This is a genomic window from Brevibacterium sp. CSND-B09 (genome assembly GCF_052906525.1).
Genome location: NZ_JBREGI010000001.1, coordinates 2,090,032 through 2,111,830, shown reverse-complemented (window position 1 = coordinate 2,111,830; position 21,799 = coordinate 2,090,032). Strand labels below are relative to the sequence as shown.

Here is a 21,799-nt window from a genome sequence, read left to right as displayed (position 1 = left end):
CACCGACCCGGCGATCGGTTCGTCGTCGTGGCCGCCCGTCCGATAGTGCCACGAGGGTCCTCAGCGCACGACTTCGCGGTGTGTGGTGTCGAGGCGACGCGTCCAGCCCCGGCCGTCGAGGTGTTCGAGCAGGGGGATGACGACGCGTCGGGTCGTCCCCAGCGCCTGCCTCGCCTGGCTTGTGGTGAAGGGCTGGTCGAGACCGGCGAGGATCCGCATCGCCTGCGCGGGGGTGCGCGGAGCCACGATGATTCCGTCGCCGAGGCGCAGGATCCGTCCCGCCTTCGCGGCGACCGCGAGCTCCCGCGCTCCGAGGCCGAGTTCTCGCAGGTCATCGGCTTCCGGTGCCGCGAACGGGTCGGCTGCGAGCAGGCGTTCGATCTCGGCGATACCGGCTTCGGCGGCACCGAGTCCCGCGGCATGCCCGGGCGGGCGGACCATTCCGTCGACGGCTTCGAGCCCGGCGCGGGAGATGATCTGGTTGAGCAGTGCGCGAATCGCGCCGCCGGAGCCTTCGGGCAGAGGCAGAGCCGGTTGGATTTTCGCCTTCGCCGGGGAGTCGCGTTTCGATTCGGCGCCGCGTCTGCGACCTGAGTCCGGAGTTCGCTGAAGTGCCTCTGCGACGGCTTTGACGGGCACTCCCGCGGCCATCGGCGTGGCGGCGAGTTCGCCTCGGACCAGGGATTTTGTCGCCTCGACCCAGGAGGTCAGCGTCGGCGAGTGGACGAGCCACTCACCCACTTCCTCAACATCGGCAGGCAAGGATTCGTCGACGGGAACCTGCAGACCGAACCGGGTAAGGACGGTGCGTTCGACGGCTCCGCGGCGGGCCACCTCGGCGAGGATATCGCCTTTCACAGGACGCTCGGCAAGCTCATGAGCTTGCCTGGCACCGTCGCCTCGTCGGGACAGTTCGGGCGGGTCGACGTCGAGCACGAGGAGGCCGGCGAAGACGTTGCGGCTTCCTGGCGCGCGGAGCACAATCCGGTCGCTGACCTGCAGGGGAAGCGGTCGGTCGAGGGTGAGCCGGGCGTGGTCGGCATCGAATGCCCGCAATCGTGCGGGCACGGCGGCGGTGCCGATATGGGCCATGAGTTCGTGGATGCCGGAGTCGAGGGTCTCGCCCATGGTGCGGCGCACGTCGATCGTGTCGACGATCGGCCAGGCCCCACTCGTGAGCAGTGCGTCGCCGCGGTGGAGGTCGTCGGCGGGGACGTCGCGCAGGTTGACGGCCACGCGGGCCTGCGGGACCACCTCGGTAGTGGTGGAATTACGGGACTGCAGACCCCGCACACCCACGGTCCGGTCGATGGTCTCTCCGCGCAGCTCGACTGTATCGCCCGTGGTCAGTGTGCCTGCCGTGAGGGTCCCGGTGACGACGGTGCCGGCTCCCTTGATGGTGAAGGCCCGGTCGACCCACAAACGCACCCTCCCCGAGGTGGTCGGAGGCTCGGCCGTGGCCGTGACCTCGTCGAGGACACTGATGAGTTCGGGCAGGCCCTGCCCGGTCGTGGCTGACACCGTGACGATCGGCGCTGCTTCGAGTGGTGTTCCACGCAGCTGCGCTCTGACCTGAGCCTTTGTGGTCTCGACGGAGTCGGGGGCGAGGTCGGCCCGGGTGATGACGACGAGGCCGTGGGTGATGCCGAGCGCATTGATCGCGTCGCGATGGTCAGTCGATTGGGCTTGCCAGCCCTTGTCTGCGGCGATGACGAAGCAGGCGATGGGGGCGGGGCCGAGCCCGGCGAGCATGTTCGCGAGGAACTTTTCGTGCCCCGGAACGTCGACGAAGGCGAGTTCGCGTCCCGAGGGCAGGGTCGTCCAGGCGAAACCGAGGTCGATGGTCAGCCCGCGCTTCTTCTCTTCGGCCCACCGATCGGGTTCTATTCCGGTCAGGGCATTGACCAGCGTCGACTTCCCATGATCGACGTGTCCGGCGGTGGCGATGACGAAAGTGTCAGGCATTGTCAGCACGGACTCGCTTGATGGCGGCAGCGATGCGGTTGTCTTCGCTTTCGGGTACGCAGCGCAGGTCGACCAAGCATCGTCCCTGGTGGACTCGGGCGACGATCGCAGGATCGCCGCCGCGCAGCGGCTCGGCGAAGGCTTCGGGCAGTTCGACTGCCCAGCCGGACAGGGGCACTCCGGGGGCTCCCCCGCCGCCGACTCTTCCGTCGTGGTCGACGATCGTGGCACCGACCGCCTCGGCGAGAGTTTCGGTGCGTTGCCGCAGGTGAACTGCGTCGATGTGGAGGGCGTCGTGGATCGGGTTCGCCGTGTGCGTGATCGTGGCTTCCAGCGCCGCGAGGGTGAGTTTGTCGGTGCGCATCGCTCTGGCCAGAGGGTGTTTGGCCAGTGTCTGCACTGCTTCGGCGCGGCCGAGGATGAGTCCGGCCTGCGGGCCGCCGAGGAGTTTGTCGCCGGAGACGATGACGAGGTCGGCGCCGGCGCGCAGGGCGGTGTCGATGTCGGGTTCGTCGGGCAATGCCGGGTCGGGAGTGAAGAGTCCGGAGCCGAGGTCGACGATGAGGGGCAGGTTTTGCTCGTCGGCGAGTCCGCGCAGTTCAGCCACGTCGACGGAGGAGGTGAATCCTTCGACGCGGAAGTTGCTCGTGTGCACCTTGAGCAGGCAGGACGTGTCGTCGCTGATGGCCTCGGCGTAGTCGGCCACGTGGGTGCGGTTCGTCGTGCCGACCTCGCGCAGCCTGGCGCCGGTCGTCGTCATGAGGTCGGTGAGGCGGAACCCGGCACCGATTTCGATGAGTTCGCCGCGGCTGATGATGATCTCGCCGGAACCTGTGCCGCGGCCGCGCACCGCAGTGACGGCCAGCAGCAGGGCGGCCGCACCGTTGTTGACCACGAGAGCATCATCGGCAGCCGGGCAGGCCCGCAAGAGTGCGGCCTTCGCTCCGGTGCCCCGCTTGCTGCGTTTGCCGGTGCCGAGGTCCATTTCGACGTCGACATATCCGGCCGCCTCGGTGATCGCCTGGGTTGCCGCAGGTGAGAGCGGTGCCCGGCCGAGGTTCGTGTGGACGAGGATGCCGGTGGCGTTGAGCACTGAGGTCAGGGAGGAAGCCGAACGGGAGCTGAGCTTGGAGGTGATGGCGGGGGCCACCTCGGCGACGGGGATCTCACCGGCTCGGGCGGCGTTCTGCACCTCGGAGATGATGGCCTTGATGGTCGCCTGGTTGAGGCGCTCACCTGCTGCGATGACCTCGGGAAGGGCGAGGAGATGATCCGTGCGCGGAATGGATCGACGCAGGTCGGATTCGACCATCTGACCTCCTCCTCTGTGCGGGGTCACGGCGGCTCCGCTTGGTCGGCGGGACCGCGAAACGGTTGGCGGAGGCGGACGGGAATCGAACCCGCCAGACCGAGATACTCGGTCTCACTGGTTTTGAAGACCAGGGCGCCCACCAGGACACGGACGCCTCCATAAGGAATCCTATCGCGGGTATGTGCGAGGTGAAGCGAAGGGCCGATGCGGCCGGGGCGGCGCTCGATTGACCAAACGAACCAGTATCGAGCGCGCCGGTACCGATCTTCCGACCGAGTTCACTCACCATTCGCTCAGGCTTCTCCGAGCGCGGCTTAAGGTGACAAGGTTCCCAGCCGTCACCGCTCGAAGGTCGTCATGCCCTCTTCGCTTCACCCTGCCTGGTCACACCGCCGATCCCATCCCACCGGAGGGCGACTATTCATCCCCGCCATCCTCGCCACACTGGCGGTCCTCGCTGCCCATGTCGCACCCATCGGAACGTTCCCCGGTCTTCCCGGTCCCGCCTCGACACCGGCCCATGCTGCAGCACCAAGCGAGGACGACCTCGGCAAGGACGGGTCGGCACTGCGCGACGTCGAAACCAAACGCGTAGCCCCGGGTCTCGAGCTGACGAACTTCTCCCGCCTCGAGGACGGCGGATGGAACAACGGCAACGTCCTCACCGCAGACCTCACCACGGACTCCCTGTCGATGGACGTCCGCGACACCGGGAAGGTCGCCGCCGCCGGCACCACCAGCGAGATCATGGCAAAAGGCCCCGAGGGGAAGAAGGCCGTCGCCGCCGTCAACGGCACGTTCTTCGACATCAACCAGTCGTGGGCACCGATCTACACCTCGGTGTCCAAGGAGGGCATGCGGATCGGCTCGAAGGAGGCCAAACCGGCGCTCACCCTCGCCGATCAGAAGGCCGCGGTATCGATGCTCTCGGCCGCGGGGACGCTGACACATGACGGGCAGGAGACGGAACTCGGCGGACTGAACAACCCGCAGCTGAGCCCCGATGCGATCGGCGTGTACAACGAAGCCTGGGGCGATCACACCCTCGACCGTCCCGTCGGCGGACCCGATGAGCTCGCCGCCGAAGTCGCCCGCGTCACCGTAGTCGACGGAAAGGTCACCGAGGCCTCCGGCATGGTGGACAAGGCAGGATACCCGGAGATCCCCGCCGACGGGCAGGTCCTGCTCGGTCGTGATTCCGGGGCAAAGACGCTGTCGGAACTCGAAGTCGGCGACGAAGTCGATGTCGAGATCGGACCGAGCGAAGACATCGACATGGGCATTGCGGGCAGCCACCAGATCCTGGCCGACGGCTCGGTTCCCGACCTCCCCGCCGGCGACCTCGAGGACACCGAACACCCGCGCACGGCCGTGGGCATCAGCAAGGACGGTTCGGAACTGTTCGTCACCACCATCGACGGACGCAGCGAATCCTCGGGAGGCATGAGCCTGGAAGACATGGGCGAATTCTTCTCCGACATCGGCGCCTACAACGCGGTCAACCTCGACGGCGGCGGGTCGACGACGATGCTCGCCCGCACCGCCGGCAAGAACGCGCCCGTGGTGCAGAACGACCCCTCCGACGGGGAGCAGCGCACCGTCGCCAACGCCCTCGTCTTCTACTCCGACGCTCCCGCCGAACAGCTGAGCGATGCGCAGATAGAACCCGAACTCGACGGGCAGACCACGGTACTCAAGGGTCTTTCCCGGTCGCTGACGGGCACGGGACTCGGCGCGAACCTCGAACCGGTGGCCGCCTCGGGGACGTTCTCCGCCGACGGCGGGGTGAAACTCGACGAGGCGGACGAGACGAGCACACGCGTCACCGGTGAGACCACCGGCAAGGGCCGCGTGAGCTATGCCGTCGACGGACATACCGCGCGGACGGACCTCGACGTGCTCGGCGAACCGGTCGGGCTGTGGCCGAGCGCACGGACCATCAACCTCCAAGACGCCGAGGACTCGCAGTCGGTGTCCCTGACCGGGTACGACTCCGAAGGCAGACGCTCACTCATCGAAACCGGGGACATCGACGTCGATGCCGACGACGGGCTGAAAGTCGACACCGACAGCCTCGGCGAACTCATCGTCTCCGCCGATTCGTCGACGGCTGGGAAAGGCAAGGACTCCCGCGACGACGAACCGACGTCCGGGAACGTGAAGCTCACCGTCGGAGACGTGACAACGACGATCCCGGTGACCGTCGGCACCGAAACGACCGAGGTCCTCGACTTCTCCGACACCTCGGCGTTCACCGACGGGAAGGATCGGGCGAGCGGATCGTTCGCAGCCGGGGAGCCCAGCCCGGACGGTAAGCCGAGCATCGATCTCACGTATGACTTCACCACCTCCTCGGCGACGCGCGGCTACTACCTCATCCCGAAGGAGCCGGTGAAACTGGAAGGCAACACGGTGGCGTTCGAGATGATGGTCCGCGGCGACGGCACCGGGGCCTGGCCCAGGCTGCAGGTGAGCACTCCCGACGGCACGGTGACGAACATCGACGGCGACCACATCACCTTCGACGGGTGGCAGAAGGTCCGCTTCACCGTCCCCGAGGGGCTCTCCCAACCGCTCACCCTCGAACGGATCCGGATGATGGAGACCCGGTCTGCCGAGAAGTACAAGGGGGACATTTCGATCTCGGACCTCCAGGCGATCTCCACGCCCGAGACCGACGATCCGGCCGCCTCGGCGCGGCATGATCCGGCGCTGCTGACGACCGGGACCGTCGCTGACCGTCCGCAGAACATCGCCGTGATGAGCGACGCCCAGTTCGTCGCCACCGACCCGGATTCCGAAGCTGTCAAGGGTGCCAGGCGGACGCTCAAGGAGATCCGTGCCGCAAAGCCGGATCTGCTCGTCATCAACGGCGACCTCGTCGACGAGGCCTCTCCGGAGGATTTCGAGCTGGCGAAGACGATCATCGACGAGGAGTGGGATGAGTCGATCCCCTACATCTACGTGCCCGGCAACCACGAGATCATGGGTGGGGAGATCGACAACTTCGAGGCCGCGTTCGGTTCCCCGACGGGCGAGCGCACCGTGGGGCGGACGAAGATCGTGACCCTGAATTCCTCGGACGGAACGTTGAACGGCAGCGATGATTCGCAGTTGAACATGCTCGAAGACGCCCTCGGCGAGGTGGCCGAACGTGACGAGCTCACCGGCATCACCGTGTTCTTCCACCATCCCCCGCAGGATCCGCTGCCGTCGAAGACGAGCCAGCTCGGGGACCGGCGGGAGGCCGAGGAACTCGAGAAGAAGCTCGGAGAGTTCCGCAAGGACAGCGGGAAGTCCGCGGCCGTGATCAACGGCCATGTGGGGGCGTTCCACGGGTCCGCGGTCGAGGGCGTGAGCTACCTCATCAACGGAAACTCCGGGAAGGGTCCGGCCGGCACTCCGGCGACCGGCGGATTCACCGGATGGACGATGCTCGGCGTCGATCCCGGCGTCGGCGACGTCGGTGACGATCCGAGCACGGCCGATCGGGTCGGTTGGCTGGCCGCGGAGACGAAGCCGCGCGTCGATTCGATCTCGTTGGAGGCACCCGGCTCCCTGGCCCCGGGTCAATCCGCGGATGTCGCGGCGTCCTTCACACAGGGTGAGCGCACCGTGCCCGTCGGTTGGCCGGCGACCGCCCAATGGGGCGGCGACGGTGTCGTGGTCGATTCCGGCGCCGAGGTGGACATGCAGCAGGCGACGGGTGCGAAGGTCAGTGCCCAGTCAGTGAAATCGGGGGTCCCCGAGGCGGCCTCCGACGTCGTCCGCGTCAACCCGGCGACGGGTCAGATCACCGCGGAGAATCCGGGAACCGCGGTCCTCGAGGTCACCGTCAACGGCAAGACCGCGAAGGCCACCGTCGAGGTCGCGGGGGAAGAACCGCCTCCGGGTCCCGGCGATGACGACGGATCTGAGGACAGCGGAGCATCGGCCGACAGTGCGGGAGCTGAGGACGGAGGCGCTTCGGTGGACGAGTCGGACGGCGGTGCTTCGACGCGTGGCTCCGACGCTTCCTCCGCGGGAGGCGAGGACGGCTCATCGGAGGGGTCGGACGATGACGGCGCCTCAACCAGGGCCTCGGCCGGTGCCGATGAGGATTCCTCGGCGGGAACCGGTTCGGACGGAGCCTCGTCGAATGCCTCTTCGAGTGCCTCGTCAGGAAGCGGCGCAAACGTGGACGGATCGTCCGACGGGGGCGGATCGTCCGACGGGGGTGGCGATCTGCCACGCACCGGCGGACCGGTTCTGCTCACCGCACTGCTCGGCGCGTTGCTGGTCATCGGCGGAATCATCGCCGTCCGCGCGGCCCGCGCGCGGCGGGCCGGCCGCCCGGCGGGGAGGCACTGACCCGGGCGAGCGGCCGGCCGGGCGCCCGTACGGAGGTGCACGGCCGCCTCGGCGACGGAGTGGAATCGGGCGTCCGTCGACGCCCTTGACCGCCGGTGTTAGTCTCGCAGTATGACTGCGATTCAGGACCGTCTGACCTCGTTCGCCCACGGTGGAGGATGCGCCTGCAAGATCCCTCCCGGCGAGCTCGAGGACGCGGTGCGCGGCCTGGTCGGTCAGCCCGGCCCGGATGTCCTCGTCGGCCTCGATGACGGCGATGATGCCTCGGCGGTGCGAGTCCGCGATGACCTCGCGGTGCTCTCGACCGCGGATTTCTTCACCCCGGTCGTCGATGACGCCTACGACTGGGGACGGATCGCGGCGGCCAATGCGCTCTCCGATATCTACGCAATGGGCGGGACCCCGGTCACGGCGATCAACCTCGTCGGATGGCCGCGGGAGAAGCTGCCGATGGAGCTGCTCACCGAGGTCCTGCGCGGCGGGCTCGACGTCGCAGCGCAGGCGAACTGCCCCGTGGCCGGCGGCCATTCGATCGACGATCCCGAACCGAAGTACGGCATGGCCGTGACCGGGGTGGCGCATCCGGATGAACTCATGCGCAACGATTCCGCCGAGGCGGGGCTGCCCCTGACATTGACCAAGCCGATCGGCGTGGGGATCCTCAACAATCGGCACAAAGTCACTGGTGAGACCTTCGACGAGGCAATCGCCACGATGACCGCGCTCAATGCCGAAGCGTCACGGGCGGCCGTGGCTGCAGGCATACGAGCGGCCACGGATGTCACCGGTTTCGGTCTGCTCGGGCACCTGTTCAAGATGGCGCGAGCCTCCGGGGTCCGAGCGGTCATCGATGCGGCCGCGGTGCCCCGGCTCGGCGGTGTCGATGAGTCGATCGCTGACGGGTATGTGTCCGGCGGGACGAGGCGAAACCTCGACTGGGTGCGGCCTCATCTGACCGCGGATGATTCCGTGACCGAGGACGACCTGCTGCTTCTGGCCGATGCGCAGACTTCCGGCGGGCTGCTCGTCGTCGGCGAACTGCCTGGTCACCCCGTCATCGGTGAGATCGTCGCCGGTTCAGGCGTGCACGTGAGGTGAGGGGCTAGGGCTGGTTTAACCCAACTTCGATGCCGGCGATGATGAAGTCGAGACCGCGTCGGTAGAGCCGGTGATTGCGCTCGGTGCCCGCAGGGTGATTCTCAATCAAACTGGTGAGCCGCGAGTCCTCTGACGCAGGAGCGAAGATCACCTGCGGCGACAGCGCGTCGAGTGCGGCTCCGAAGGCGAATGCATCGAGCACCTCGATCGTCGTGAGAAGCTCGGCCTCCGGCACACCTGCATCGGCCAACACGTCGATGAGGGACTCATAGAGAGTCAACGTCCCGGGCTCCTCGACCGTGACCCCGAGCAGGTGGATCATCACCCGCGGATGGTCCGAATACAGCCGCCACAGCGAATCCACCCTTGCCTTCAGGTTGTCTTTCCATGCCCCCTGATCAGGGATGTTCAGGGCGTATTCGACGCTGAGAACCTCACGCATCGCGTGGATGATCCCCTCCCGTCCGTCGACATGATGGTAGATCGAGGACAGACTGACCCCGAGCTTCTTGGCCAAGGGCTGGATCTTGAGCTCACCGCCGCCATCGATCATTGCAATCGCTGCGCGTCCGATCTTCTCCCGGCTCAGCAGTGGGGAACTAGGTCGTGCCATGAAGCGCTCACTTCCTCGGGGACGTTCGGACGCCCAGACGCTTAAGGGGCCCGAATTCTGGACGTATCGCTACTCGCCTGCGCATTGACAAGGTCTCGGTGTACGGGCACCATTCTATATAACCGAAAACTTTTCGTTTACTACGCGAAACTCGCAATGGCAAAGGGGCCGACCCATGAGTTCCACTTCCACTTCCGCACCACCGACACCGGATGATCCTCGGGTCTCCCTTGGGCCGCGGAACGGATCTGCAGTCTTCCTCGTCTCTCTCGCCGGACTTATGCTTGCCAACCTCGCTCCGCTGATCATGTCGGTCTTCGAGCAGATCGGATTCGACGTCGTCGCCTCAGGCAACATCCTCACGTGGGGACTCTTCACTTCGGCGATCATCGGGTTGGCGACCTCCCGTGCCGCGGCCGGAACCAGGAGGCGCACCATCGCCGCCAGCGGGCTCGGCATTGCGACGATCGCCTTCCTCGTCGCAGCACTGGTCACCGGGCCGACTGCGCTCATCGTCATCAGCTTCCTCATCGGCTCGGCGGGACTCGGCACTGCGGTATCGACCTCAGGTGCCGCGATTGCCGCACTGCGGAACCCCAACCGGGTCAGCGCATCGTCCGGAGTCGTCAACAGACTCCTCGTCATGGTCGTCCTCGCCGTCATTCCCATCCTCGGCCTGGCCCAGATCACCGTCTTCGGATCACTGGCCCTGCTATCGCTGGTCAGCTTCGCCGTGACGGTCTGGTTGCCGAGCACACCTGAAACATCGACGACCGAGGTGCTCGCCGAAACCCGAGCCGAGGCGACACCCTTATCGAGTCGACCACGCACACCGCGCACAGTCCTCCTCGCAGGAATCGGCGTGCTCATAGTATTCCCCCTGTGGGGAACCAGCGAAGATTCTGTCTGGACACTTGCCCCGACTCTTGGTGATGCGGTCGGCATGTCCGATCAGACCCTCGGCTTTGCGCTCAGCGCGGCTGCGGGCATCGGCGCCGGAGCAATGCTCGTTGTGACCCTGCTCGGCAGCCGAATCGGACGCGCCCTGCCCTTGGGCATCGCACTGGCACTCGGAGGAGCGATCAAGATCTGGATCGGTGTGGAGACGGACCCCGCAATGCTCGCCACTCTCATCATCGCGGTGAACACCATCTACGCCTTCGCCTTCACGCTCTTCATTGCCACTGCCGCCGGTCTCGATGCGCGAGGAAACTGGTCAGGACCGCTGATCGGGGCCTATATCGTCGGTTCGAGCTTTGCCCCTATCATCGGAGCTTGGATCATCGACGGTGTCGGAATTCCGAACTTCGGACTGATCGTGGGTCTCGTCAGCTTCGTCCTCATCATTCCGACGATGCTCATCGCACGCGTATCAACCCGCGTAGAGAAGACGCTCAACAGCCTCGACGAGGCCGCAGTAACCCACGAAAGGACACCATGACCACGGTCTATGAGAATGCCGTTGTCTTCACCGGAGACGAACACGCGCCGATCGTCAAGGCAGTGGCGGTCGACGCCGGCCGTATTCTCGCGGTCGGAGACACCTCAGCGGTCCTCGATATCGCGGGAGACTCAGCGCAGCGGATCGACCTCGAAGGAAGCCTCCTCGCTCCCGGATTCGTCGAGGGACACACGCACCTGATGATGCTCGGCCAGACGCTCGACAAAGTTCAGCTGCGGGACTGCAGGAGTCTCGAGGAGATCCAAGAGCGCTTGGCGCTCAAGCGGCAGGAACAGCCCGAAGCCCCGTGCGTGCTGGGCTCGGGTTGGATGTTCGACGCCATCCCCGGCGACCGGCCCACGGCTGACATGATCGACGAGGTGGTCAGCGACGTCCCCGTGCTCCTCGACTCCAATGATGTGCATTCCGCTTGGGTGAATACAGCAGCGCTTGAGGCCATGGGCATTACAGAGGCGACACCGAACCCGCACGGCGGCGAAATCGTCCGTAATGGGCAGGGGCAGGCGACAGGGCTCCTCCTCGAAAACGCGGCGATCGAGTACGCATGGTCCTATCTCGAGTCCGTCACGACCGATGAGGATCGTGATCGGTTCCTCGACAGCGCCTTCCGCGTCTATCTGGAGAACGGAGTGACATCGGCGACCGACATGGCGGTGGGCGAAGCAGAGGCGGCGACTTTCCGCCGTCGACTCGAGAGGGACGGACGACTGCCGTTTCCCATCACTGCTCACTGGCTGCTGCGGCCCACCGGCGATCCGGCCCGCGATCTCGCCGCTGTCGCACGAGCCGCCGAGATTCGCGACCAGTTCGCCGAACTTCCCGGCTCCGAATGGTTCCGCATCGTCGGCGTGAAGTTCATCCTCGATGGCGTCATCGATGCCTGCACTGCAGCCATGCGCGACCCCTATGTCGACGGAACGCAGGCCGGGCCGATCTGGTCGTTCGAATCGGCGGCTCCGGTCGCTGTCGCTGCCGATGCCCATGGACTCGAGCTTGCCATGCACGCCATCGGTGACCACGCCAGTGAGATCGCCCTCGACCTTGTGGCCGAATGCGTGCGCGTCAATGGACCCCGAATCCGGTCCCCGCGGATCGAACACCTCGAGTCGGTGACCGATGAGACGATCGCACGCATGGCCGGCCTCGGCGTCGTTGCATCGATGCAGCCGGTGCACTGCGATCCGGCGATCATGGGCAATTGGATGACGGTGCTCGGAGGGCAACGCGCCGAGAACGGGTTCCCGTGGCAGAAGTTCCGTGAGGCCGGAGTCCACATTGCTCTGGGCACGGATGCGCCGACGGCACCGCATCAGATGTCGCACAACCTCTTCATCGCCTTGACCACCCGCTCGGCACTAGAACCTGGGGATACCAACTATCATCCGGAGCGAGCCTTCACGCCAGCCCAAGCATTGAGTGCGCTCACGCATGCCGCGGCGCGGGCAGGGGGATTCGCCGACGGCATTGGCCGGATCACCCCAGGGGGTCGTGCCAACCTCGTCGTTCTCGACGTCGATCCCTTCTCCGATAGTGAAGACCGACTGCTCGAGGCGCAGGTGCGCGCCACGATTGTTGACGGTGAATTGGTGTGGAGGAAAAGTGATTCAGTCGTAGATGGCTGACCTGGAATAAGAGCCATTGCCCACAGGCCGCGTCTTCAAATGACGGTACTGCGACTCGGCGTCACCGCGATACCTGCTCAGCGCGGGGTGATGTCCTCGTCGCGGAACTGGCGGAAGCTGGCCATACAGAACCAGAAGATGACCCCCTGGACGAGTCCGAACAACAGTGTCTCCCACCAACTGAACATCCCATTGCTCAAACCAAGCAAATTCATTAGGAAGTAGATCAGCGGAAAGGCCACCGCGACCGCCACACCGAACCTAAGGCTCTGACGATCCTTGAGCAGCTTCTTCATAGGTCTCTCACGCTACCCGACGCACTTCACTTTGCAAGCAATGTTGCTGAATAAGGTGCCTGGTGAGGCTGTTTTTGACGCCGATCAGCGTTCGCCGAGGGAGATTTCGCGCAGCGAGTTCGAGCATCCTTCATCGGTCGTCGCACACCACCCCGTTACACCGAGGTGTTTTCGCACTGAAGGCGAGGGGTTCCGCCGGAACTGTATGAAGAGCCACTCGCGAGTGGGTGCTGGCACTGCCGGTGCCCAGCAACACGAACGGTGAGGGGTTCTCACGGTGAGGGGCGCTCGCGCTTAGCGGTGATGTCCCGCCCGCGCGCCTACCGGCCGGTGGTGATGGAGTCGTCGGTGATGCCGCGAGCCCGACGCTCTTCGAGGCGAGCGCGCTGCGGTTCGACCACGTGACGCGGGTCCTTCGTCGATTCGATGCCGGCTTCCAACACACCGAAACGCGTGTACGCCGAGGCGGCCGCCAAGGCCGCACCGGAGACGACGGACAGCCCCCGCAGCACAGCCCGAGTCTTCCAACTCCGCTTTGCGACTCCAGCAGAGCCTGCACTTCCGACAGCCTCAGCAACTGCGCCAGCCACACCTGAAGCACTCGCTGAGCCGCCAGAGCTACGCCCACCCAGCTTCTTCGCGAACACGCGCGCCCCCACCTCGACGACGGCGGCTCCGACGACTCCGGCGATGAGCAGCTTCTCGGCGCGGTGGAGCTTGTGTCCCGGCTCGCCGTCGTCCAACGGATCGACCTCAGCCGGGTGCATGCGCTTCCTCATCGCCGACATCGCATAAGCCTCTCCGGCGGTCCCGGCGAGCGCGAGCAGTCGGGCCGGTCCGGTCTCGGCCACCGGTGCCAATGCCATCGCGGCACCTCCGGCGGCCATCGAAGCCGAGGACACGAACACGTACGGCAGACCGTTGCGACCGGCGGCGTTCCAGGTCGGAACGGCCGTCGCACCGAGAAGCACAGCGGTATATGCGGCCAGCGGAGTGGCGAAGAAGGCGGATTCGACGGCCGCGGGCGTCTCCATCGCATGGAGCACCTTGCGCAGTGAGCCCAGAGGCAGCAGCTTCTCACCGGTGATCCGGTCGAGTTCGATCGCGAAGGTCACTCCCGATCCGACGCCGAAGCCCGAGAGGATCCAGGTGCCCAAGCTCATCGGCGACGAGACCTTGACCACGCGCATCATATTGAGGAATCGTTCGGGCCTGCCGAGGTCAGCCACGAGAGCGGCACCGCCGACACCGGTCGCCGCGATCGCAGTCATCCGGGAGACGACGCGCAGACCGGGCCGATCGGTCAGCTGCGCACCGAAGCCCAACAGAGAAGATCCCCCGGCCAGACCGCCGAGGAACAGGTACGTCCCGATCTCATCGCCCCACGGCGGAGCCTTGACGATCGGTCGACCGTAGTAGGACGTGAATTCGACGTCCTCGACCATCGGCATCTCACGGTTGCCGTCGGCACCGCGGTTCTTCCACCCGCCGCCACGACCGTTGCCGCCGCGACCGCCCCGACGGCCACCGGAACCGTCAGGTCCGCTGGGACCTCCGCGGCCGCCTCGGCGACGTTTTCTGCGTCCGCCTTCCGGCTCGGGTGGGCGGTAGGAATCGTACTCTGAGGTGCTCATGAACGGCGGCTCCCGAGGAACGCGAGTCCGGCCGCGGCGACCATGCCCAGCGCCGCGATCCCGGCGTTGGCGTACATCTTCGGCAGATCCTTCGTCGCGACCCGCGGGTCCGGCGGCAGGCCGTAGACCTCGGGTTCGTCGAGGAGGAGGAACACGGATCCGGTGCCGCCGACCCCGTCGTTCGGGTTCGCCCCGTAGAGGCGGGCCTCGGTCAGGCCCTTCGCGTGGAGTTCGGCCATGCGGTCGTGCGCCTGGTCGACCATGTCCTGACGGTCGCCGAACTTGATCGACTGAGTCGGGCAGGTCTGCGCGCAGGCCGGTTCCTGACCCTCGACGAGGCGGTCGTAGCAGAGGGTGCACTTGTTCGCGGTGCCCGCGTTCGGCACATCCATGTCCGCGGCCTTGCGATCATCCCGATCGGTGGGGGTGTTGATCGTGCCGTCGTCGCGGCGTTCGATGACGCCGAAGGGGCAACCGGCCACGCAGGTTCCGCAGCCGTTGCAGACATCGTTCTGGACGACGACGGTGTCGAATTCGGTGCGGAAGAGCGCACCGGTCGGGCACACGTCGAGGCAGCCTGCGTGCGTGCAGTGTTTGCACACGTCGGAGGACATCAGCCAGCGGAAGTCCGCGGTGTCCGGGGGCGTCGTGTCGACGTTCGACAGGTCGGTCGGCTCCAGGGCACCCGGTGCCAGCAGATCGACGTTGAGGTCGGGGGTCGTCGGCAGACCGGCGGAGGTTCGGCCCTCGGCCGCCGCACCCAAGGCCCCGTCCAGCGGCTGCGCGGCGGCAGACTCATCGGTGCGCGGGCGGATCGTGGGCATGCCGAGATTGACGAGCTTGCGCCCGGATTCCCGCGCCTTCTCGATGCGATCGGAATCCTGTTCGATGAACGCGACGTGCCGCCACGTGTTCGCCCCGAGGCTGCCCGTGTTGTCATACGAGGAACCGAGCAGTTCGAAGGTGCCGTCCTGAGGGTTGCGGTTCCACTCCTTGCACGCGACTTCGCAGGCCTTGCAGCCGATGCAGATCGAGGTGTCGGTGAAGAATCCCTTGCGGCTGTGCGCGGAATCGTGCCAGTGCCCGTCCGCCAACGTGCCGTCATCGATCGTCGGTGTCGACATCAGTCGTCTTCCTCCTCGTTCTCCTGCCGGTCCCGAGCGGCGCGGGCACGAGCTTCCGCTTCGGCCACCTCGGTTTCTGCGATTGCACTGCCGTCGGCGTGCCGGCCGTGGTCGGGGTCGCCGTCGCTGGGGTCCCCGTCGTCGGCGCGGTTCGACACCGCCGTCTCGGCGGGTTCGGCGGGTTCGGTGGGTTCGGTGGGTTCGATGGTGATCCTACCGCTGCGATCATCGGCACTGTCGACCGTCGCCGAGGCGGTCGTGCCGTCCCCGTCGGAGGCTCCGTCCCGTCCCCCGTCCAGGGTCTTGCCCGGGGTGACGCCGACGGCCGAGTCGCCGCCTCGGTGAGCGTGCCCACCGGCGCTGCGACCCTGTCCGGCGTGATGGGAGGCCTCGACATCCTCGGCGGGAACGGTGATCTGCTGGTTGCCGGATTCGGGGCTGAGACCGGCCTCGCGTTGGTACTTCTCGACGAAGTCGACGAGTTCGGGTCCGCGGGGACGGCGGCCGGACATGATCGTTCCGGCCACGTACTTGCTGTTCTGGATGTAGACGTTGGGGTCCATCGTCACTCCGAGCAGGTCGTTGGCGGAATCGCCTTCGACGACGGCACCCTGACCTCCCACGCCCCAGTGATAGGGCAGGCCGATCTGGTGGACGGTCTTCCCGCCGATGTTCAGCGGGGTCATCCGCTTCGTCACGAGGACGCGGGCCTCGATCGCCGCCCGCGGGGAGACCAAGGTCGCCCAACCGTAGGGCTCGAGCCCCACCTCGGCGGCGAGTTCGGGTGAGATCTCGCAGAACATCTCCGGCTGCAGCTCCGACAGGTACGGCAGCCACCGGGACATACCTCCGGCGGTGTGGTGCTCTGTGAGTCGGTAGGTCGTGAACACATAGGGGAAGACCTCGGACCCGGGCACCCCGGCACCGGGAGCAGACAGATTGTCCTCACGGCGCATGACCATCCGGGTCGGGCTGTTCTGCTGGGAATAAAGCGGGTTCGCGACCGTCGATTCCTGCGGTTCGTAGTGGGTGGGAATCGGTCCGTCGATCATGCCGCTGGGTGCGAACAGCCACCCCTTGCCGTCGGCCTGCATGATGAACGGATCGTCACCGTCGAGGTTCGCGGGTCCGCCGTAGGCGGCATCCGATCGGGCGGCGGGTGCGCGGTCGATCGGGAAGTCGGGTACGTCCTTGCCGGTCCACTTCCCGGTCTCGTCGTCCCACCACACGAACTTCTTCCGTTCCGACCAGGGAGTTCCGTCGGGTGCGGCCGAGGCACGGTTGTACAGGATCCGGCGGTTCGCCGGCCATGCCCACGCCCATTCGGCGGCGGTCTCGTCCTGCTCATCCCGCGGTTTGCGGCGGGCGGCCATGTTCTGGCCTCCCGCGTAGACGCCGGCGTAGATCCAGCAGCCTCCGGCGGTGGTCCCGTCGTCGGTCATCTGGTTGAAGTTGTCCAAGGGCTCGCCGTCGCGGTCGCCGCCGATGAAGTAGCCGTTGATCTCCTTGACGACCGCCTCGGCGTCGACTTCACCCTCCTCGTCGACCGGGTAGTCCCAGGTCATGTCGAGCAGCGGCCGATCGCGGGGGTCGTCGGAGTCCCTCAGCTTCTCGCGCACGGCTTGGCCGAGTTCGTAGAAGAAGTCGAGTTCGCTATGTGCGTCCCCGGGCGGGTTGACGGCCTTGTGGCGCCACTGCACAAGACGCTGGGTCTGCGTGAAGGTGCCGGCCTTCTCCGTGTGGTTGGCCGCGGGCAGGAAGAACATCTCGGTGTCGATGTCCTCGGTCTTCAGCTCCCCTGTCTCGATCTCGGGGCCGTCCTTCCACCAGGTGGCGGATTCGATGAGGCTGAAGTCGCGGACGACCATCCACTTCAGGTGACTCATGGCCATGCGCTGCATGCGCCCGTTCGCCGAGCCCACGGCCGGGTTCTGCCCGAGCAGGAAGTACCCGTCGACACCGTCGTTGAGCATGCGCACCGCGGTCTGGTAGGTGCCGTGGGCGCCGTTGATGCGCGGCAGATAGTCAAAGGCGAAGTCGTTGTCCTGCGTGGCCGCGTCGCCCCACCAGGCCTTGAGCAGGCTGGTGGCGTAGGCACGGCCGTTGGCCCAGTAGCCCTTGTGGGTCTCCGGGGTGCCGACGCCGGCGACGTAGTCGTCGAAGGTGTCGTGGACTCCGGCACTGGGCATCGGCAGGTAGCCGGGCAGCAGGTTGAACAGGGTCGGGATATCGGTCGATCCCTGGATCGTCGCGTGCCCGCGCAGCGCCATGATTCCGCCGCCCGGTCGGCCCATGTTGCCGAGCAGCAGCTGGAGGATCGAGGCGGTGCGGATGAATTGCGCGCCGAGGCTGTGCTGGGTCCACCCGACCGCGTAGGCGAAGCACGTGGTCCGTTCCCGGCCCGAGTTCTCGGTCACCGATTCGTAGAGGTAGTCGAAGTTTGCGGGTTTGATTCCGCAGTTCTCCTCGACCATCTCAGGCGTGTAGCGCGAGTAGTGGTGCCGCAGAATCTGGAACACCGATTTCGGGTCCTTCAGGCTCGGGTCCTTGAGCGGTGCACCGTGCTCATCCGTCTGGTACGACCACGTCGAATTCTCGTAGGAGTTCGTGTCCGGGTCGAACCCGGAGAACAGTCCGTCGAGATCCTCGGTGTCGACATAGTCGTCGCTGATGAGGTTCGCGGCGTTGGTGTAGGCGCGCACGTACTCGTCGAAGTAACGGCCCTCGGTGAGCACACGGTTGATGAGCGCACCGAGCAGCACGATGTCGGAGCCGGCCCGAATGGGCACGTGCTTATCGGCGATCGCGGTGGTGCGCGTGAAACGAGGATCGACGTGGATGATGCGGGCACCCCGGGCCTTGGCCTCGCTCACCCACTGGAAGCCCACCGGGTGGCACTCGGCCATATTGGAACCCTGGATGATGATGCAGTCCGCATTCGCCATATCCTGGACGGGTTGTGTGGCGCCGCCGCGCCCGAACGAAGTTCCCAAACTGGGAACGGTGGCGGAGTGTCAAATACGCGCCTGGTTCTCGATCTGTATCGCCCCGGCCGCGGTGTAGAGCTTCTTGGCGAGGTAGTTCTCCTCGTTGTCGATGGTCGCCCCGCCAAGGCTAGCGATGCCCATCGTCCGCCGCAGCGGGTGGCCTTTGTCGTCGAAGTCCTCCCAGTGGTTGCGGCGGGCCTCGATGAATCGGTCGGCGATCATGTCGATCGCCGTCGGCAGGTCGATCTTCGTCCAGTCCTTGGCCTTCGGGGCCCGGTAGAGGACGTCGGTGACACGACCGGGAGCGTTGACGAGCTGTTCGCTGGCTGCGCCCTTCGGGCACAGGCGGCCGCGAGAGATCGGTGAGTCCGGGTCGCCTTCGATCTGCACGACCTTGTCATCCTTGACGAAGATCTTCTGCCCACAGCCGACGGCGCAATAGGGGCACACGGATTGGACGACCTTGTCGGCCGTGACCGTGCGTGGAGTGGTGTCCCGAGTCTGCTGGGACACGACGGATTCGCCGCGTCCCGTCTTATCCGACGTGCGCAGCTGCCGGAGTACCGGCCACTCGAGGAAGCTGAACCGAGCCATGGCACCACCTTAGCCCCTCACGGGGCGGAAATGCACCAGGTGAGGCCGGGTTTTCGACCCCATCTCAGTGGGTTGGGAATCGCCCGGTTCGCCGAGGCGGCTGCGCGGTCTTGATCGACCGCGCAGCCGCCTCGATGCCGGGTTCCGGGTTCGGGTCTTGGGGTTCGCTGAGTTCAGACCCGGCGGGCCAGGAGGATCGCGTCCTCGAGTTCGGCGGGTTCGCCCGACGGGGAGGTCACTTCTCGGGTGCGGGTGTCGGCGAGTTCGATCTCCCAGCGGTGCGGGCTGGCGCCGATGAGGAGGGCGAAGTCTCCGTTCGGGCTGACCAGTTCATGGTGGTGGTCCATGCCGTGCTCGAACTTCTCGCTGTGTTCGGCGGCCCACGGCGGCATCGTCGCATGGGAGACGAGCAGGAGGGCGCCGCCCGGAGCCACGTGCGCGGCGACGCGGGTGAGGAGCTCTTCCCGGGTATCGGGCAACCGGGTGTGGAGGAAGGATCCGGTGACGAGGTCGAAGCCGCCTCGGCGATCGGGGTCCTCCGGTTCCCAGGTGGAGACGTCGGCGACGGCGAATTCGGCGGAGATTCCGCGGGATTCGGCGGCCCGGCGGGCTCGGTCGATGGCCGTGGTCGACAGGTCGATGCCGGTGGCGTCCCAGCCGTTCTCGGCCATCCAGACGACGTCGGCGCCTTCTCCGCAGCCGACGTCGAGGACGCGGCCGGGGGTCATATCGGAGACGACGGCGACGAGGGATTCGTTCGGATTTCCGGACCAGATGGCGTCATCGGTCTCGGCATAGCGCTCTTCCCAGGCGGCCACGGAATCGGGTACGCCGGTATTGTCTGCGCCGGTTCTGTCTGCGTGGGTGTGGTCGTTGTGGCTGCTGGTCGCTGTCACTTGTCGACGCCCGGGTCGGCAGGGATCGAATCGGGGGCGGCACCGTCCGCGCTGTCGGTCTCTGCGGCAGCGGCGGCTTCCTGCTTGGCCAGTTCGGCACGGACCTCGTCCATGTCGAGTCCCTTGACGGCGGTGATGACCTGCTCGAGCTGCGGGGCGGCGAGCGCGCCGGGCTGGGCGAAGACGACGATGCCCTGGCGGAAGGCGACGAGGGTCGGGATCGAGGAGATCGCGAAGAGTCCGGCCAGCTGCTGCTGGGCTTCGGTGTCGATCTTGCCGAAGACGATGTCGGGGTTGGCCTCGGCGGCCTGTTCGAAGACCGGGGCGAACTGCTTGCAGGGGCCGCACCAATCGGCCCAGAAGTCGAGGAGGATGATCTCGTTGTCGTTGATGGTCGACTCGAAGTTGTCTTGCGTGATTTCGATCGTAGACATGCCGTCCAGTCTAGGAGCCGCGGATGAATATCGCCTGGACGGAGGTCACATGACGGGGCCGATGTCCGGAACGACGGGGCGGCTGAAACGGAGCTGACAACCGCCACGACGGGGATCAACTCGGCGGGTGCCCGATGTTTACCTGCCGAGGTCGGCGATCGGTTCGTCGTCGATGATGGCGGTGAACACGGCGTCCGCCTCGGCGGATTTGACTACCCGGTTTGGGTCTTCCGGTGCGGGTGTCCACGGCATGATCTCGAAGGTGATGTCGTCCTCGGGCACGGAAGCCACCGTCGTGGCCAGGGAGGCCAGCGAACGCATCGAGTCGAGTTCGTCGTCGACACCGATCGTCGAGGTCACAGCGTCGAGGAATCCGTACAGGCGGTCGGGCCGGGTGAGGACCTGGCCGCTCTTGGCGCGGTCGATGATGGCCTCCATGACCATCTGCTGGTTGCCCATCCGTGAGATGTCGCTGCCATCGCCCACGGCGTGCCGTGTCCGGGCCAGGGCGAGGGCGTCGTCTCCGCCGATCGTCTGGTGGCCGGCGGGCAGGTCGAGGTTCGCCTTCGGGTCGTTGAGAGGTTCGTCGAGGTCGACGTTGATCCCATCGAGCGCGTCGACGATCGCTGAGAATCCGTCGAAGTCGACGTTGATGAAGTGGTCGACGCGCACCCCGGTGAGTTCCTCCGACGCTGATACGGAGCAGGCCGGACCCGCATTGAGGGCCGAGTTGATCATCCCGTGGGTGGCCGCCGACGCGCCGTGGCCGGTGTCGTCGCAGGCGGGAATGTCCATGATCGTGTCACGTGGGATCTGCACGGCGTCGATGCGGCCGCCGTCGGCGGCGACGTGAGCGAGGATCATCGCATCGCTGCGGGCACCCTCGGCACTGCCGAATCCTTGCCCCGAGGCGGTCCCGGAGTTCGCGCCTTCACCTGTGCCCGAGTCATCGGAGGCGTCCTTCGCCGAGGCGAGATCGCGAGTGTCGGATCCGATGATGAGGACGTTCGTATCATCCGTGAGCTTCTCGGGAACGTCACCGCCGTGGGCGCGCAGCGGGGACGAGGAGATATTCGCGCCGAGGTTGTGCACCGCCACCGCGATCGTCGCGGGGGCACCGATGATGAGGACCGCAGCCACGGCGACGAAGGTGCGCCGGCGCCGGTACTTCGCGGCGAGGCGTCGCTGTCGGCGGGGTCCTGGCGGCGGTGACGATTCTTCGTTGTCCACGGTTCGGGTGCTCCTGCGTCCGGGGTCACGGCGGATTGCATACAAAACGGAATGTATACAATCCTAGATGCCTGCGCGGTCGAGTGCACATCGCTGTGTTCCATCTCTCGACTGAAATCATTCGGCCGAAATCACCCGCAGAGCGATCACTCTGTTAAGCTGGAATCGTTCTCGCACAGAAA

At 66.2% G+C, this 21,799-nt stretch carries 13 protein-coding genes, 1 tRNA gene and 1 pseudogene; 4 read left to right on the top strand and 11 right to left on the bottom strand.

All coding sequences use genetic code 11. The annotated features are described in order from the left end of the window. Positions 1–60: 60 nt before the first annotated feature. The 3 genes from selB to ACU4IU_RS09495 all read right to left on the bottom strand — a co-directional run bounded on the left by selB (position 61) and on the right by ACU4IU_RS09495 (position 3,435). A complete protein-coding gene (gene selB / locus ACU4IU_RS09505) occupies positions 61–1,965 on the bottom strand; it encodes a selenocysteine-specific translation elongation factor (protein WP_446656555.1) in 1,905 nt (634 codons plus the stop codon). After that, complete coding sequence (gene selA / locus ACU4IU_RS09500) at positions 1,958–3,277, bottom strand: L-seryl-tRNA(Sec) selenium transferase (protein WP_446656554.1); 1,320 nt, start codon at positions 3,275–3,277, stop codon at positions 1,958–1,960. The genes selB and selA overlap by 8 nt, the downstream gene beginning before the upstream one ends. Before the next feature lie 63 nt (positions 3,278–3,340). Beyond that, a tRNA-Sec gene (locus ACU4IU_RS09495) sits at positions 3,341–3,435 on the bottom strand. A 199-nt stretch (positions 3,436–3,634) separates the two neighbouring features. Here ACU4IU_RS09495 and ACU4IU_RS09490 point away from each other — a divergent pair. Next, positions 3,635–7,627, top strand: coding sequence for a phosphodiester glycosidase family protein (locus tag ACU4IU_RS09490; protein WP_446656553.1), 3,993 nt, complete (start codon positions 3,635–3,637; stop codon positions 7,625–7,627). A gap of 111 nt (positions 7,628–7,738) precedes the next feature. Beyond that, on the top strand, positions 7,739–8,725 hold the full coding sequence (selD, locus tag ACU4IU_RS09485) for a selenide, water dikinase SelD (RefSeq protein ID WP_446656552.1): 987 nt from the start codon (positions 7,739–7,741) through the stop codon (positions 8,723–8,725). A gap of 4 nt (positions 8,726–8,729) precedes the next feature. Here selD and ACU4IU_RS09480 read toward each other — a convergent pair whose 3' ends face one another. After that, positions 8,730–9,338 carry a TetR/AcrR family transcriptional regulator gene (locus tag ACU4IU_RS09480; protein ID WP_446656551.1) on the bottom strand — a complete coding sequence of 203 codons (609 nt, stop codon included), beginning with the start codon at positions 9,336–9,338 and terminating at the stop codon, positions 8,730–8,732. Between the two features lie 175 nt (positions 9,339–9,513). Here ACU4IU_RS09480 and ACU4IU_RS09475 point away from each other — a divergent pair, with 175 nt between their 5' ends. Further along, entirely contained in the window at positions 9,514–10,779 is a 1,266-nt protein-coding gene (locus ACU4IU_RS09475; RefSeq protein WP_420097315.1) for an MFS transporter, read from the top strand. Further along, positions 10,776–12,422: an amidohydrolase gene (locus ACU4IU_RS09470; protein WP_446656550.1), complete on the top strand. Its 1,647-nt coding sequence runs from the start codon at positions 10,776–10,778 to the stop codon at positions 12,420–12,422. The genes ACU4IU_RS09475 and ACU4IU_RS09470 overlap by 4 nt, the downstream gene beginning before the upstream one ends. A gap of 77 nt (positions 12,423–12,499) precedes the next feature. Here the strand turns inward: ACU4IU_RS09470 and ACU4IU_RS09465 are convergent, their stop codons facing one another. The 7 genes and pseudogenes from ACU4IU_RS09465 to ACU4IU_RS09435 form a co-directional block, all read right to left on the bottom strand. Further along, positions 12,500–12,718 carry a hypothetical protein gene (locus ACU4IU_RS09465; RefSeq protein WP_446656549.1) on the bottom strand — a complete coding sequence of 73 codons (219 nt, stop codon included), beginning with the start codon at positions 12,716–12,718 and terminating at the stop codon, positions 12,500–12,502. Between the two features lie 320 nt (positions 12,719–13,038). Continuing rightward, on the bottom strand, positions 13,039–14,352 hold the full coding sequence (gene nrfD / locus ACU4IU_RS09460) for an NrfD/PsrC family molybdoenzyme membrane anchor subunit (RefSeq protein WP_446656548.1): 1,314 nt from the start codon (positions 14,350–14,352) through the stop codon (positions 13,039–13,041). Continuing rightward, positions 14,349–15,476: a 4Fe-4S dicluster domain-containing protein gene (locus ACU4IU_RS09455; protein WP_446656547.1), complete on the bottom strand. Its 1,128-nt coding sequence runs from the start codon at positions 15,474–15,476 to the stop codon at positions 14,349–14,351. Before ACU4IU_RS09455 ends, nrfD begins: the two co-directional genes overlap by 4 nt. Before the next feature lie 395 nt (positions 15,477–15,871). After that, positions 15,872–19,057, bottom strand: a pseudogene (gene fdnG / locus ACU4IU_RS09450) (formate dehydrogenase-N subunit alpha); the annotation flags it as partial. A gap of 173 nt (positions 19,058–19,230) precedes the next feature. Continuing rightward, a complete protein-coding gene (locus tag ACU4IU_RS09445) occupies positions 19,231–19,953 on the bottom strand; it encodes a class I SAM-dependent methyltransferase (protein ID WP_446656546.1) in 723 nt (240 codons plus the stop codon). Beyond that, positions 19,950–20,387 (bottom strand): thioredoxin, encoded by a 438-nt coding sequence (trxA, locus tag ACU4IU_RS09440; protein ID WP_139467566.1) that lies wholly within the window; start codon positions 20,385–20,387, stop codon positions 19,950–19,952. Before trxA ends, ACU4IU_RS09445 begins: the two co-directional genes overlap by 4 nt. Before the next feature lie 138 nt (positions 20,388–20,525). Beyond that, the gene (locus ACU4IU_RS09435) at positions 20,526–21,617 is read right to left on the bottom strand and encodes an LCP family protein (RefSeq protein ID WP_446656545.1); all 1,092 of its coding nucleotides are present in this window, start codon (positions 21,615–21,617) and stop codon (positions 20,526–20,528) included. Positions 21,618–21,799: the final 182 nt, after the last annotated feature.

What these genes read in the sequence shown, in the direction of transcription:
- ACU4IU_RS09480 (WP_446656551.1), bottom strand. Translation starts at nt 9,338, where the DNA reads ATGGCACGACCTAGTTCCCCACTGCTGAGCCGGGAGAAGATCGGACGC.
- selD (WP_446656552.1), top strand. Translation starts at nt 7,739, where the DNA reads ATGACTGCGATTCAGGACCGTCTGACCTCGTTCGCCCACGGTGGAGGA.
- ACU4IU_RS09465 (WP_446656549.1), bottom strand. Translation starts at nt 12,718, where the DNA reads ATGAAGAAGCTGCTCAAGGATCGTCAGAGCCTTAGGTTCGGTGTGGCG.
- trxA (WP_139467566.1), bottom strand. Translation starts at nt 20,387, where the DNA reads ATGTCTACGATCGAAATCACGCAAGACAACTTCGAGTCGACCATCAAC.
- selB (WP_446656555.1), bottom strand. Translation starts at nt 1,965, where the DNA reads ATGCCTGACACTTTCGTCATCGCCACCGCCGGACACGTCGATCATGGG.
- ACU4IU_RS09490 (WP_446656553.1), top strand. Translation starts at nt 3,635, where the DNA reads ATGCCCTCTTCGCTTCACCCTGCCTGGTCACACCGCCGATCCCATCCC.
- nrfD (WP_446656548.1), bottom strand. Translation starts at nt 14,352, where the DNA reads ATGAGCACCTCAGAGTACGATTCCTACCGCCCACCCGAGCCGGAAGGC.
- ACU4IU_RS09470 (WP_446656550.1), top strand. Translation starts at nt 10,776, where the DNA reads ATGACCACGGTCTATGAGAATGCCGTTGTCTTCACCGGAGACGAACAC.
- ACU4IU_RS09455 (WP_446656547.1), bottom strand. Translation starts at nt 15,476, where the DNA reads ATGTCGACACCGACGATCGATGACGGCACGTTGGCGGACGGGCACTGG.
- selA (WP_446656554.1), bottom strand. Translation starts at nt 3,277, where the DNA reads ATGGTCGAATCCGACCTGCGTCGATCCATTCCGCGCACGGATCATCTC.
- ACU4IU_RS09475 (WP_420097315.1), top strand. Translation starts at nt 9,514, where the DNA reads ATGAGTTCCACTTCCACTTCCGCACCACCGACACCGGATGATCCTCGG.